This is a genomic window from Paenibacillus sp. GYB004, from assembly GCF_036577605.1.
Lineage (GTDB): Bacteria > Bacillota > Bacilli > Paenibacillales > NBRC-103111 > Paenibacillus_AB > Paenibacillus_AB oceani.
Genome location: NZ_JARBDB010000002.1, coordinates 254,654 through 267,560 on the forward strand (window position 1 = coordinate 254,654; position 12,907 = coordinate 267,560).

Genomic DNA, 12,907 nt, shown 5'->3' on the forward strand with positions numbered 1-12,907 from the left:
CAACATTCACCGGTTCCGTAACGGATCGCAACAAGTTCGCAACAATTGCCCCAACACCACTACGCTTGGAGGAACGATTGCCGAACATTTCACGGAAAGCGCAATCGTTCGTCACAAGTTCACAACATTCGGCTGGTAGTATGATTCTCATAGAAACGTAGGGAAGGACCAAATCCATTACGGTAAAGGAGACATTCGGAATGAAACATAAACTGGCAGTTGTAGGAATGGCCGTGCTGGGCGGCATTGTCGGAGGGTTCGTGCTTTCTTCGTTTATCGGGGCCATCGGCTTCGTCGTGTTCGGGAAAGCGGTCGGGATCAAGTATCTCCCGGTCATCCTGCCGATCGTGTGCGCGGCGGTTGCCGTCATCTACACAGGCAAAAAGAACGGAGGGCGCACCCATGGTCAATGAAGGGAAGCTCAGCAAGCGGGTCCGTTTGTTCAGGGGGGCGTTCGTCTTCTTGTCTTGGACGCTTGTCGCCTGCATCGTCGTTCAGACGTATATTGCCGGGATGGCGGTTTTTCAGGAGCCGAGCCGCTGGAGCATGCATGTAAGCTTTGTTCATATTTTTGAATTCATCCCGCTGCTGATGATCGCTTTCGCCTTTGCGGGCCGTATGCCTAAAGGCACGGGCTGGTTAAGCTTCGCCTTGTTCGCCCTGATCTACTGCCAGTATTTCACCGCCAACCTGCCGGCGGCAGGCGCGCTGCATCCGGTACTGGCGCTTGCGCTGATCGTCCTGTCGCTGATCGTCGCGAGACGTTCGTCCCGGTATAGAGGCGGCGGCATAGTGCCGTAAAAAAACGGACTTTCCCTTAAGCATCTTAGCTCGGGAAGGTCCGTTTTCCTATTGGCTTTACGCTTCAGCTATCCGCAATGACCAGGCTCGTCCGCAGCTTTTTGAACTTCTGAATAAGTCCGGCTTCCGCGCCCGGGTCCGTCACGATCGCATCGATCCGGTCAAGCGGTGCGATGACGATCGTGACGTCTTTGCCGAATTTCGTACTGTCGGCCGCAACATACACCTCGCTGGCCAGCTCGATTATTTTTTTGCGCGTGATCGCTTCCTCCAGGTTGTAATCCGAGATCCCTTTTTCGATCGTAATCCCGCTGCAGCATATAAAGGCTTTCCGGATATTCAGCTCGTGAAAATTAAACAGGTACTCGTAAGCGATGACCGACCGTTCGTCCCGTCTTATTTTGCCGCCGATCATAACCATCTCGACTTCGCTGTTCATCAGCTCATTTACGACCGGGATCGAATTCGTGACGACCGTCAGCTTTTTCTTCTGCTTGATATACTTGGCGATTTGATAAGTAGTCGATCCGCTGTCCAAATAAATACAATCGCCGTCGTTAATAAATTCGCTGCATTTGCGGGCGATTTTTTCTTTCTCCTCGAGATGCTTTACCATCCGCTCGTCCATGGACGACTCGCCGAACTTGGATTGCACGAGCTTGACGCCGCCGTAAATCTTTTCGATTTTGCCCTGGCTCGTCAGCAAATTCAGATCCCGGCGGAGCGTATCCACGGATACGTCCAGCTCATCCGTTAACTCGGGTATTTTGAGAACTTTTTTGACGCCTAACAGATCGAGAATTTTCTTTTGCCTTTCCAGCGGCAGCATACCCTCACCCATTTTCTTGACATCGGTACGGCTGTAACACAGCTTGTCCTCATCTTCCAGTGTACAGATTTCGGCACATTCAATCAATACATGTTCCTTATTCGTTCATGAAATCAGGCAAATTTTAGATAAACTTATGCAACAGTTATTAATGATATATGCATAATTTACGAACATTTTACACAGAACCAGATCGAATTTAACAAAAGGCTTATATACTGGCTCTGTACCCGAGGAGGTGAGCGGTTTGCTGAAGCTGCAGCATATAAGCAAACATTTTGACAATAAGGCGGTACTCGACGACATCCACGTAGAGATTGGCACAGGTGAGATCGTGTCGCTGCTCGGACCGAGCGGAAGCGGCAAAACGACGCTGCTTAACCTGATTTTGGGCTTAACGAAGCCTGATCGCGGAAGCCTGGAATTTAACGGAGTGGACATTACCCGCTTCCCTATGAAAAAGCGCGGGTTCAATATCGTATTTCAGGACTATGCGTTATTCCCGAACTTGAACGCTTACGACAACATCGTCTACGGCTTGCGCAACAAGAAAGGCATCGTAAGCGAGAAGGAGGTTCAAGACTATATCGATTTTCTGGAACTGCGGCCACATCTTCAGAAAAGGATCGGCGAGCTGTCCGGCGGGCAGAAGCAAAGAGTCGCTCTGGCGAGAACGCTTGTCACGAAACCGAATATCCTGCTGCTGGACGAACCGCTCAGCGCGTTGGACGGGGTGATTAAGGAATCGATCAAACGGCGGATCCAATCGGTGGCGAGGGAATTCAAGCTGACGACGATCATTGTCACGCACGATCCGGAAGAAGCATTAACGCTGTCGGACAAAATCTTGATTATTCACCAAGGGAAAGTGGCTCAATTCGGCACGCCGCATCAAATCATTCATCAGCCGGCCAATGACTTCGTAAGTCAATTTATTATCGAGCAGTTGCATATTAAAAGACAAAATATTTTCAACTTGTTCGGTGAGCCGCATGACTAAAGTAAAACCGGAAATGCGCATCCTGTTCGCCTTGATTTTGCTCATATTTACGGTTTTCCTGTTCTTGCCGCTCCTTATCCTGCTGATCCGCTCGCTAGACACCGGCCAAGGTTATACGTTCGGCCATTACGCGGCGGTCTGGAAGGAACGGGATTTAATCGGAACGGTCCTGAACAGTCTGAAAGTGTCGGCGGCTGCGGCGTCGATCACTACAGTGCTGGGATTCATTCTGGCGTACGCCATCCATTGCACCCGCATCTTCCGCCCCGTGAAGGGCGTGCTGAGAACCGTCATCGTCGCTCCGATGCTGCTGCCTACCATTACTTACGGATTTGCAATTATGTATTCGTTCGGCAATCAAGGCTTGATAACGAAACTCGCGGGGCGGAATCTGTTCGACATTTACGGCTTTAACGGACTGTTGATCGGTTATGTCGTCTATACGCTGCCTTCCGCGTTTCTGCTGCTTCACAATGCGTTCAAGTATATGGACAAAAAATTTATTATCGTTTCTCATCTGATGGGCGACGGAACGGTCAGAAGTTTCACGAACACGATCCTTCGTCCGATGGCGGGGACGCTCGGCGGCGCGTTTGTCCTATCCTTCATTTTAAGCTTCACGGATTTCGGAATTCCCGCCTCGGTGGGCGGCACGTACAAGGTGGTCGCAGCGGAGCTGTACGAGGTGATGCTCGGGTCCATTCCCGATCTGAATCAGGGTGCGGTCATCGCCGTCCTGATGCTGGCTCCGGCCGTGTTCGGATTTTGGCTGCTGCATTACTTGGAGAAGCTTCATTTCCACTATGACAAACAAACCGGGATCGAGCTTCCCCGACATAAGCTGCGCGACGTCAGTTTCGGCATCGTCTCCGCTGCCGTCGCTATGGGCATCGTGTCCGTCTTCGCCGTAATGTTCATCGCGCCGTGGCTGAGCCATTATCCTTACGATCTTACGTTTACATTCAAGCATGTGATCAGCGTATTTCAAAAGGGCGATTTGACGAAGGTATACGGGCATTCGTTGTGGGTCGCTCTGCTAACCTCCCTACTCGGGACGCTGATCGCTTACTGCGCGGCGCTTCTGAACGCGCGGACTTCGCTTAGAGCCAAACCCGTGACGGATATCGTCTCGATGATTACAAGCACGGTGCCCGGGATGGTGCTCGGCATCTCCTACCTGCTCCTTTTCAATGGAAGCAGTCTGAAAGGAACGTTCGCCATCCTTGTGTTTTGCAATATCGTTCATTTCTTTACGACGCCGTATCTGATGGCCAAAAACTCCTTATCCAAAATGAATCCGTCCTGGGAAACGACCGGCGAACTGCTGGGAGACAGCTGGCTTCAAACGGTGTACCGGGTCATCGTACCTAATTCGGTATCCACTGTGATTGAGATGTTCGGCTACTATTTCATCAATTCCATGGTGACGATCAGCGGGATTATTTTTCTGGTATCGGCCCAGACGGCCGTTGTCGCGAGCAAGATCAAGGAGCTTCAGCATTTTGCCAAGTTTAATGAGATTTTCTTGCTGTCCATGCTCATTTTCCTGACCAATCTGATCGTTAAACTGGTATGTGACTACGGGCAGAAACGTACGACTCTAAAACAATAAGGTGAGGGATATCCATGTTGAAATCGGTTCGAGTTTTGCTGCTGTCTTTTCTCGCTGTAAGTCTGGTTATTGTGCTGGCTGCCTGCAATAACAGCGGCTCGGCGGAAGCGAAGAAAGTCGTCATCTACACGAACGGCGACGAGGAAGCGGTGGCCGCCGTAGAAAAATCGCTGGCCGGCGCCGGATACAAGGGGAAATATGTGATTCAATCGCTGGGCACTTCCGAGCTTGGAGGAAAGCTGATCGCCGAAGGAAACAAAATCGAAGCCGACCTGGTTACGATGAGTTCTTATTTTGTCGCCAGCGCACAAAGCAAACATTCGATGTTTAAAGAGCTGACGTTCCAAACAGGCGCCATCGATACGTACCCGGGTTATACGGCTCCGATCTTGGCGATCACCGGGTCGATCTTCGTCAACACGGAGGTGCTGAAGCAAAAAGGGCTGCCCCAGCCGAAGTCGATTCGAGACTTGACGAAGGCGGAATTCAAAAACCTTGTATCGATCCCGAACATTATGAACTCCTCCACCGGCTGGCTGCTCGTTCAAGCGATCCTTAACGAATACGGGGAGGCAGAGGGCAAGAAGGTACTTCACGATCTCATCGCCAATGCCGGCCCGCATCTGGAAAGCTCGGGCTCCGGTCCGATCAAAAAGGTACAGGCCGGAGAAGTGGCCGCCGGCTTCGGGCTGCGCCATCAGGCCGTCAAGGCGAAAGCGTCCGGGGCTCCGATCGACTTCGTAGATCCGACGGAAGGCAATTTCTCCTTGACGGAATCAATTGCGGTGGTCGACAAAAAAAGCGCAACGACGGAGCTGGCGACGAAAATGGCGGAAACAATTATCAAGGATGCGAGAAAAGAATTGATCGTTCATTATCCGGTCGCCTTGTACAACGCGGAGACGGTGGATGCGGTCAATAAGCCGGCGAAAGCGCTAAAGTTCGCGAAGCCGTTAACGCTGGAGCTGCTGGAGGAGCATCAGAAATTTTTCAATGCGGCGAAATAAACTATAATTCAAGGAGCGAAACGAGATGAACAGCTATAAACTATTAACACCCGGCCCGCTGACGACGACAAGCTCCGTCAAGGAAGAAATGCTTGTGGACCGCTGCACATGGGACGACTCGTATAAATCGATTACGCAAAAGATCCGGTCTCAGCTGCTGAAGCTAGCTGGAGCTGCCCCCGAGGCGTATACGGCGATTCTGATGCAGGGAAGCGGCACGTTCGCCGTCGAATCCGTCATGACGTCGGCCGTCTCCGGCACCGATAAAGTGCTGATCGTCACCAACGGCGCTTACGGCGAGCGGATCGTCGAGATGGCCCGGTATATCGGGCTGCCATATGCGGAATACCGCGTCGGCTATGATCAATATCCCGACGAGGCGGAGCTGAAGGCTATACTGGAAGCGGACGGGCAGATCACCCATCTGGCGATCGTTCACTGCGAGACGACGACCGGAATTTTGAATCCGCTCGAGAAAATTGCCGCCATTGCCAAGGCGTATAAGAAAACAATAATCGTCGACGCGATGAGCAGCTTCGGCGGAATCGAAATCGATGTGGCCGGCCTCGGGATCGATTATTTGATCAGCAGCGCGAACAAATGCATTCAAGGCGTTCCGGGATTCGGCTTCGTCATCGCGAAGCTGGACAAGCTGGCCGCCTGCCGAGGTATTGCCCGCAGCTTGTCGCTCGATCTGTACGATCAGTGGAAAGGGATGGACAAGGACGGGAAATGGCGGTTCACCTCCCCTACCCATGTCGTAGCCGCTTTTTCCAAAGCGCTGGACGAGCTTGAAGCAGAAGGCGGCATCCCGGCCAGATACGAGCGTTACCGGCACAATAACGAATTACTGCGGGACGGGCTCGGGAAACTTGGCATTCATCCCTATATATCCGGTGAGAAGCAATCGCCGATCATCACTACGTTTTTGTACCCGGACGAAACGTTTTGCTTCGATGAATTTTATGGTTACGTCAAAGAAAGAGGGTACGTGATCTATCCTGGCAAGCTTACCGACGTCGATACATTCCGCATCGGCAATATCGGGGAAATATACGAGGAAGATATCGAGCGGTTATGCAGCATTATCGAACAATATCGCGGAGGAACGGGGCGATGAACAAAATGAACAAAATCGAAGCCATTATTCTGGATTGGGCTGGTACGGCGGTAGATTTCGGATGTTTTGCTCCTGTCCGCGTTTTTATCGATATTTTCCGCCGGGCTGGGCTGGAAGTAACGATGGAGGAAGCGAGAGCACCGATGGGCATGCTCAAGATCGACCACATTCGCGCCATGTTGACCATGCCGAGAGTGGCGGCGCTTTGGGAGGCGAAGTACAACAGACCTTTTAACGAGGGCGATGTCGAAGAGCTGTACGCGGTATTCGAGCCTGCGCTGATGGCCTCCTTGTCCGAATATACGGACCCGATCCCCGGTGTCTTAGAGACGGTGGAAGCTTTGAGAGCAGACGGGCTGAAGATCGGCTCGACGACCGGTTATACGAGCTCGATGATGGAGGTTGTCGCCTCCAACGCTCGCGAGAAAGGATATCGGCCGGACTATATCGTCACTCCGGATGATACGGGCTCGTTTGGGAGGCCCTGCCCTTATATGATTTTCAGAAACATGGAGCAGTTGAAGCTGTCCGCGGTCTGGAAGGTCGTTAAAGTAGGCGACACCGTGTCGGATATGAAAGAAGGCGTGAATGCCGGCGTGTGGACGGTCGGCGTGGCCGTCGGGAGCTCGGAGCTGGGACACAGCCTGGAATCGTTTCATCGGATGATGGGGCCGGACAAGCAAGCTGCAATTGCGAAAACGAAACAGACGTTTCTGGAGCAAGGTGCGGACTTCGCGATTGGCACGATGAGCGGGCTCCCTCTAGTCGTCGGCAAGATCAACGAGCTGCTGGCCCAGGGGAAAAGACCGGGCTGTAAGGTATAACGTCCCTGAAGGTGGGTAAAGACGCTATCCTAAAACCGCTGTGTAGCGGGATGGGAGCGTCTTTTCCTGCGCTATCCTGCCATAGATGTTGTTCCAAAGCAATAATGGCTTTTGGGACAGCCTTCTTTTGAATTCGACAGCCTATCCCTGCAAATATTTATCTTGGATTACATTCATATGGTGAATCTCGTGCCCGGTCAAAATGTACGCCCAAGCCCGTGAGGTCGATTCGCTGCCGCTTACGGTCCCTCTGCGGTCCCACGCCTCTTCCGAAAGTCCATTCAGCAAAGTGAGCGTCGCCTGGCGGACAGCCGTATAATCCTCCAGCAGCTCGGACAGGGTGCAAGCGTCGAAGGACGCTCCGCCCATCAGTACGTCCTGATCGTAACCGGCGAGCGGCGTCCGGTCCCCTCTCGCGATCCGAAGCAGCCGGTAGCTCATAATCCGCTCGTTATCGGTAATGTGGCCCAGCACTTCCTTCAAGCTCCACTTTCCCGGCGCATAGCGATAATTAGCCCGTTCTTCCGAAACGGTTGACAAGACTTCGATCGTCTTCTTAAACGTCTCGGTCAAACATTCGCGGATGTCTCCATCCGGAACCAAGCTTACATACGTTTCAAAATAAGCGCTGTACTCTTCGTTTGACGGCCGTTTAGTCATGCTGCAGCCCCTCCCCGACAGTTTTATCCAGTATACCATGCCGCAGGCCGGCGAGGAATGTTCCTTCTGGAGACAGCGTTCGGTCAGAAGCCGCTAAATGGTAAGCCCCGGGCACGTTCCGGAAACAAAGCCGCTACGCCGCTAGCCCGAACGGAAGAAACGCTTCCTTTATTCCTGTACGATGGCTCCATATGGCACATTTGCGGAATATTAACTTCCGTTATTTCCCGGAACCGAGGCCTTTTTGCGCCTTTCATGTGAAATAACGGAAGAAATCGTTCCGCTAACTCGTCCCGTCGGCCATTTCCGACAGGTTAACGGAAGTCGGACTTCCGCTGAGTGAGCTTGGAATAATGGAAGCGAATCTCGCAACATGAATCAACCTGATCTTCGGGTGGCACGTAATAAAACGCCAGCAACCCGTCCGGACGGTTTTTTGGTAGGCAAACCCGTATTAGCGCGTTGGGGGAAATGGGCGCTCTTCGTTCCGGCTGTTCGGCAGTTCCGGCAGCTCCAGCAGTCCGTTCACAGGCCCGGTACTAGGTAATGGCCCGCGATTACAACACGACAAACCTATACGACAGCCGGAGCGCTCTCCAACTGGCTGCTGACAATCCGATGAAAAGTACGCTGAATCCTAAGGCGACGGGCACGCTTAAATACCGGGGAACCTCAAACAGAACCATATTCATCTGAATATCTACGCCTACCGTCCGCAATATTCCCGCCACAATCGTGACTACAGCGCACAGCGCCAATCCGGCCGTCAGCACACCGAACACCGGAAATGCAAATAACCCGACCAACCCTCTCAGCATCAGATTTGGAATCGACCGCATCCGCATTCTCTCCTTTTTCTTTTTTTATATCGAAATGTGCACCGTACGCTTTACAACGGAGCGGGGATCGACGACGACCGTTTTCGAATATCGCACTTCGCCGATGGTACAGCCCGCGCCGATCCGAATCTCCTCTCCGGCAACGAGTTCCGCCTCCAGATGGCTGACCTCGATTCGTGGGCTTTCCAGGCTGTCGCATATCGCTTTCCTTCTCCAGAATTGGAGCCAGTTCATGACGGACAGCCCGTCTGCACGCAGGTCGATCGACCTCTCCGCGTAAATACGCTTGATGGCCGCCGCCCCCTGCAGCTCGATCCGGACCTCTCCCGCCTTCAACGTATCGCCGATCGTTACGATTCCCTTTGCATGAAATGTGTCCGCTTCCACCGATTTGTCCGCCTGAAAGGAGCCTGCTGTATAGATGTGCTCCGCCGTTACGGAGCGAAAGTGCGCATGGCCGATATTCGACATCCGCAGGGCGCTGCAACGGCCTTTTACCCGGCACGAGCCCGAGCTTTTGAAGCTGCCTGCGGTCAAATTCCCCTCGAACCGTCCAAGACCGGCGATATGTACGGTTTCCGCCCGAACGTCGTCCCGGTAGACGCCGGAGCCGTTAATCCGGATATCGTTTGCCGCTTCTCCGGTGGATTGCTTCATCGGGTACCTCCTCGACTAATTTGTTTTAACAGTTAAATGTTTTATTAACTAAAATATATTACAGTTAATATAATTCGAAGCGACTCGATTGTCAAGAGCAGCAGCGAAACGAGTTCGACCGCGAAGCGTTATCCGATAGGGGGGTCAGGGGGGTAGCAACATTAACGGGGAGCGGAATAGCGAAGGTACCGAGTTTGCGGACTGCGGGGTAGCGGGGCGGCGGATTGCTGAGCGGCGGGGACAGTGGGAGCAGGGGCCGACTTCACTAAAAAATACGAAAAACCGTCCGGAAGAACGACCGGACGATCCTTGACGTGCAAACCCATACGTTGGTGCGAGTACCTTCACCTCCAGCCGTTCTTCACCCTCAATCGTCTTGTTTGAAGGAAGCCTTCCGGTTCGTCACGAACCTTTATCCAAGGGCAAATGTCCCTGCGCAGGCAGCAGCTTTTCTTCGTTCAAAATGTAGCCGTCGCCCCCCGCCCTCCATACCCTCGTTCATCCGCCGAAACTGATGCCGCGCCTCAAGACTTACTTGTTTTTCTCAGCCTCGATCCATTTGTTGGCTTCTTCTTCACTCTGCCGCATGAACGTGTTGATGTCGATGGTGCCGTTTCGGACCTGGGTGAAATTTCGGTCGATGATCCGCTTGATTTGATCGTCGGTTTTCGTTTCGTCGCGCACCGGGGCGGGTTTGCTTTTGAAGATGGCGGCAATGTTTTTCCCTTGCAAATAAGGAATGTCCGCCCCGAGCTGCTCCTCGATCTGCCGGTTGTCCAGCGCGGAAGCGCGGCCCGTCTTGCGCGCGCTGATCAGTTGCACCTCCTCGGAGGTCATCACCTCGATGACGCGTACGGCCTCCTCTTTAAACTCGCTCGTCCGCGAAACCATGATTTCATGCAGGTCGACCGGAGGGGCGACGTGCGGCTTTTCTTTGTAGCTTGGAAACTCGACCAGGTTCCATCGGAAGCCTTGACTGGACGCTTGCTTCAGCAGCGGGAACAAATTGATCGTACCGACCATGGCCAACGTCCGGTCCTCCGTAAAAGCTTTCGCATAAGACGGCGATTTCTGGTTGCCGGGAATGTCCTCGAACGATTTCATCAGCTGGAATACGTTTTTCCAAGCATCGTTGTTAATGGCCGCCTTGCCCGTGCTTTTGTCGACGAAGGGCAAAGACAGCGGGTATCCGAGCCAGTAAGGCATAAAATAATCGTACCCCTTGTACTGAACGCTTCCCTCCGTGCGGGTCATTTTACGGGAGATGGCGAGAATGTCTTCCCAGAACAGGCCGTCCTTCGGATAATCCACGCCGAATCTGTCGAACAGCTCCTCGTTGTAATACAGCGCGTTGGTATTGGTCGCGTACGGCAAGCCGTAAACTTGTCCGTTGTCGGAAAAGCCTTCGACCACGCCCGGCCGGAAACGTCCCAAATCGATCTCGTGTTTTTTCAGAATCGGCAAGATGTCGGTAGTAAGTCCCAGCTCTTTGTATTGATCCTTGCTTGCTCTCGACAGGATGATCAGATCGGGTACCGTTTTGGCGGCGATCAGGTCCTGAATTTGCGTGCCCGTTCCCGGCCGAACTAGGTCGATGGTAATGTGGGGATATTTTTTCTTCAAGGGCTCCGTCAGCAAAAGCCGAAAATCATCGTCGTACAAATAGGCCTCGCTCGCCAGCAAGGTCAGACGAACCGGCTTGTCGGCCGCCTGCTCCTGCACCTTTGAAGGAGTTGCCTCCGGATTTGCGCCAGGCGTACCCGCTCCCCCTTCCCGGCCGCCACAGCCGGACAAAGCAATGGCCCCGACCAGTACGACGGCGCTTGATGCCAACAACGAATTTCGTTTCATGAATGTTGCCTCCCCTTTTTGTAGGTTCTTCGACGCCCCGTCTCTTCCGGAAGCGGATGCGGATCAGGCCGGCATTGGATTTGGATATTAGTAATCGATTACCCAACAGCCCGATCTGGAATAATCATAGGGGATAATCCGGTTCCAAGTCGTTGTCATTATCGTCGCAAGTTTTGCAATAATAGACAACAGAACCGCTTCCATACAGCGGAAGCCGCGGCGTATTCGGACAAATGTCCCTCCTCGGGAACGACATACCTTTCTACCCCCCGGGAAGCGTACTGTCTCTTGGCGCGTATAAAATAGTTCAGACTGTGGCAGATTAATCCTTGTCGCAAAACAAGGAAGGAGGTGCCAGTATGACCAATTCCCAAAACGGACCGACTAAAGCGGAAGTGCAATCGACCGAGCTTAACAAACTGCCCGTTCCGGGCGAGAATGATACCGAGTTTTCCGCGGAGGAAGCAGCCGAAGCGTTTCAACAAAACGGAAACGCCGAGCTTGAATCCGAGAATGAAGAATAAGGGTTTGATACATACGCAAAACCCGCCTCCAATTGAAGAGGCCATTGAAAAACTTGCATTTTTCTGTATTGGCGGTTACTCGGGATTGAAAAGCAGAAGAAGACATCCAACCCCTATTCTAAGGTCGAATGTCTTCTTTTTTTCTTTCACGGAAAACGAAAACGCTTTCAAACCGATTGCAAGGGATCGCCGCCATGGACGAGTACGGACTGTGGAGCTTTTTTCCGCGACGTTTTGCTGGCGATCATCCGCGCATATTCGGTCGGAGCGAAGCCGGTCGCTTTTTTGAAATGCTTCGAGAAATAATGGACGCTGCTGTAGCCGAGCTGATCGGCGATTTCCGTGATGCTGTACATATTCTCGCGAATTTGCCGCTTCGCGTACTCCAGCTTTAACTTGCTGTAATATTCCATGACCCCGGAGTTCGTCCGGCTTTTGAACAAATTTTTCAGAATCGTGCTGCCGATCGCAAACTCGCTGCATATTTGCTCGAAAGACAGGTTGTTTCTGACGTTGTCTTTTAAATACAGGGCAATCCGTTCGAACAAGTCCTCGTTTCTGATGGCTAGCAGAGCCGACTCCGGCCTTGTTTTGCCGGTCCCGGCCGATCCTTTGCGAATGAGCCGGATCAGCAGCATCTCCAGCATGTTTTTGATCATTTGCTCGCTGCCGAAAAGAGAACCTTCCTTGCGCTGCGGAACCATCATCTTGGGATGGCCGACAGGCGGATCGAACGCTACTTTTCCTTCCGAAATCAGCTCGTAAAGAAGCTCCTGCTCGGTCTGCTCCAGATGAAGCACCTTGCCCCTGAAATAATCGACGGCCGGCGAATGGCAGACGAACGACATAATAATCAGGTTCGGAGCGGTCCCGTTGACCGCATAACCCGTATGGTATTCATTCGGCGAGTAAAAAATCATGTCGCCCTGACTCAGACGGTTGCTCCCCCGATCGGTGATGAGGACCACTTCCCCTTTATCGACATAAACGAATTCCCAGAAATCGTGCTTTTCGCCGGAAGCCTGAAAATATTTCGGAAGCTCCATATACAGAAACGAAAACAGCTGTTCAACGACCACATCTTCCTTCAACCGCAGCATTCCGCTATCCGTCACGAGACCGCCGCCTCCTCTGGCTGATTTTGCAAAACTTGCGACTATCTTTGCAAATACCGTTTGCGATT

The 12,907-nt window shown here is 52.6% G+C and carries 14 protein-coding genes; 8 read left to right on the top strand and 6 right to left on the bottom strand.

The features are described 5' to 3' along the window. Nucleotides 1-200 precede the first annotated feature (200 nt). Both PV433_RS01195 and PV433_RS01200 read left to right on the top strand, forming a co-directional pair. Nucleotides 201-413 (top strand): DUF5957 family protein, encoded by a 213-nt coding sequence (locus PV433_RS01195; RefSeq protein ID WP_332070376.1) that lies wholly within the window; start codon nt 201-203, stop codon nt 411-413. Beyond that, the gene (locus tag PV433_RS01200; protein ID WP_332070377.1) at nt 403-801 is read left to right on the top strand and encodes a DUF6220 domain-containing protein; all 399 of its coding nucleotides are present in this window, start codon (nt 403-405) and stop codon (nt 799-801) included. The genes PV433_RS01195 and PV433_RS01200 overlap by 11 nt, the downstream gene beginning before the upstream one ends. A 64-nt stretch (nt 802-865) precedes the next feature. On the opposite strand, the gene PV433_RS01205 is transcribed toward PV433_RS01200, so the two are convergent. Continuing rightward, nucleotides 866-1,717 carry a DeoR/GlpR family DNA-binding transcription regulator gene (locus PV433_RS01205; RefSeq protein ID WP_332070378.1) on the bottom strand — a complete coding sequence of 284 codons (852 nt, stop codon included), beginning with the start codon at nt 1,715-1,717 and terminating at the stop codon, nt 866-868. Nucleotides 1,718-1,877: 160 nt separating this feature from the next. Between PV433_RS01205 and PV433_RS01210 the strand changes: the two genes are divergently transcribed. From PV433_RS01210 to phnX, 5 genes are read left to right on the top strand one after another with little or no spacing between them, the layout of a single operon-like run. Then, nucleotides 1,878-2,630 (top strand): ABC transporter ATP-binding protein, encoded by a 753-nt coding sequence (locus tag PV433_RS01210; protein WP_332070379.1) that lies wholly within the window; start codon nt 1,878-1,880, stop codon nt 2,628-2,630. Continuing rightward, complete coding sequence (locus tag PV433_RS01215; protein ID WP_332070380.1) at nt 2,623-4,242, top strand: ABC transporter permease subunit; 1,620 nt, start codon at nt 2,623-2,625, stop codon at nt 4,240-4,242. The genes PV433_RS01210 and PV433_RS01215 overlap by 8 nt, the downstream gene beginning before the upstream one ends. 14 nt (nt 4,243-4,256) lie before the next feature. Further along, complete coding sequence (locus tag PV433_RS01220) at nt 4,257-5,249, top strand: extracellular solute-binding protein (RefSeq protein WP_332070381.1); 993 nt, start codon at nt 4,257-4,259, stop codon at nt 5,247-5,249. 25 nt (nt 5,250-5,274) lie between these two features. After that, nucleotides 5,275-6,369 carry a 2-aminoethylphosphonate--pyruvate transaminase gene (phnW, locus tag PV433_RS01225; RefSeq protein ID WP_332070382.1) on the top strand — a complete coding sequence of 365 codons (1,095 nt, stop codon included), beginning with the start codon at nt 5,275-5,277 and terminating at the stop codon, nt 6,367-6,369. 5 nt (nt 6,370-6,374) lie between these two features. Beyond that, on the top strand, nt 6,375-7,193 hold the full coding sequence (gene phnX, locus PV433_RS01230) for a phosphonoacetaldehyde hydrolase (protein WP_332070536.1): 819 nt from the start codon (nt 6,375-6,377) through the stop codon (nt 7,191-7,193). Between the two features lie 141 nt (nt 7,194-7,334). Here the strand turns inward: phnX and PV433_RS01235 are convergent, their stop codons facing one another. The 4 genes from PV433_RS01235 to PV433_RS01250 all read right to left on the bottom strand — a co-directional run bounded on the left by PV433_RS01235 (nt 7,335) and on the right by PV433_RS01250 (nt 11,200). Next, nucleotides 7,335-7,853, bottom strand: coding sequence for a DinB family protein (locus PV433_RS01235; protein ID WP_332070383.1), 519 nt, complete (start codon nt 7,851-7,853; stop codon nt 7,335-7,337). 557 nt (nt 7,854-8,410) lie between these two features. Next, nucleotides 8,411-8,692, bottom strand: a complete 282-nt coding sequence (locus tag PV433_RS01240; RefSeq protein ID WP_332070384.1) for a hypothetical protein — start codon at nt 8,690-8,692, stop codon at nt 8,411-8,413. 24 nt (nt 8,693-8,716) lie between these two features. Then, complete coding sequence (locus tag PV433_RS01245; RefSeq protein WP_332070385.1) at nt 8,717-9,349, bottom strand: hypothetical protein; 633 nt, start codon at nt 9,347-9,349, stop codon at nt 8,717-8,719. A gap of 531 nt (nt 9,350-9,880) precedes the next feature. Next, nucleotides 9,881-11,200 (bottom strand): ABC transporter substrate-binding protein, encoded by a 1,320-nt coding sequence (locus tag PV433_RS01250; protein ID WP_332070386.1) that lies wholly within the window; start codon nt 11,198-11,200, stop codon nt 9,881-9,883. Between the two features lie 359 nt (nt 11,201-11,559). Between PV433_RS01250 and PV433_RS01255 the strand changes: the two genes are divergently transcribed. Further along, nucleotides 11,560-11,724 carry a hypothetical protein gene (locus tag PV433_RS01255; protein ID WP_332070387.1) on the top strand — a complete coding sequence of 55 codons (165 nt, stop codon included), beginning with the start codon at nt 11,560-11,562 and terminating at the stop codon, nt 11,722-11,724. A gap of 167 nt (nt 11,725-11,891) precedes the next feature. Here PV433_RS01255 and PV433_RS01260 read toward each other — a convergent pair whose 3' ends face one another. Continuing rightward, nucleotides 11,892-12,839 (bottom strand): AraC family transcriptional regulator, encoded by a 948-nt coding sequence (locus tag PV433_RS01260; RefSeq protein WP_332070388.1) that lies wholly within the window; start codon nt 12,837-12,839, stop codon nt 11,892-11,894. Nucleotides 12,840-12,907 lie beyond the last annotated feature (68 nt).

Coding starts and splice junctions, on each gene's coding strand:
- phnW (WP_332070382.1), top strand. CDS start 5,275: ATGAACAGCTATAAACTATTAACACCCGGCCCGCTGACGACGACAAGC.
- PV433_RS01255 (WP_332070387.1), top strand. CDS start 11,560: ATGACCAATTCCCAAAACGGACCGACTAAAGCGGAAGTGCAATCGACC.
- PV433_RS01235 (WP_332070383.1), bottom strand. CDS start 7,853: ATGACTAAACGGCCGTCAAACGAAGAGTACAGCGCTTATTTTGAAACG.
- PV433_RS01245 (WP_332070385.1), bottom strand. CDS start 9,349: ATGAAGCAATCCACCGGAGAAGCGGCAAACGATATCCGGATTAACGGC.
- PV433_RS01200 (WP_332070377.1), top strand. CDS start 403: ATGGTCAATGAAGGGAAGCTCAGCAAGCGGGTCCGTTTGTTCAGGGGG.
- PV433_RS01250 (WP_332070386.1), bottom strand. CDS start 11,200: ATGAAACGAAATTCGTTGTTGGCATCAAGCGCCGTCGTACTGGTCGGG.
- PV433_RS01220 (WP_332070381.1), top strand. CDS start 4,257: ATGTTGAAATCGGTTCGAGTTTTGCTGCTGTCTTTTCTCGCTGTAAGT.
- PV433_RS01240 (WP_332070384.1), bottom strand. CDS start 8,692: ATGCGGTCGATTCCAAATCTGATGCTGAGAGGGTTGGTCGGGTTATTT.
- PV433_RS01215 (WP_332070380.1), top strand. CDS start 2,623: ATGACTAAAGTAAAACCGGAAATGCGCATCCTGTTCGCCTTGATTTTG.
- phnX (WP_332070536.1), top strand. CDS start 6,375: ATGAACAAAATCGAAGCCATTATTCTGGATTGGGCTGGTACGGCGGTA.
- PV433_RS01195 (WP_332070376.1), top strand. CDS start 201: ATGAAACATAAACTGGCAGTTGTAGGAATGGCCGTGCTGGGCGGCATT.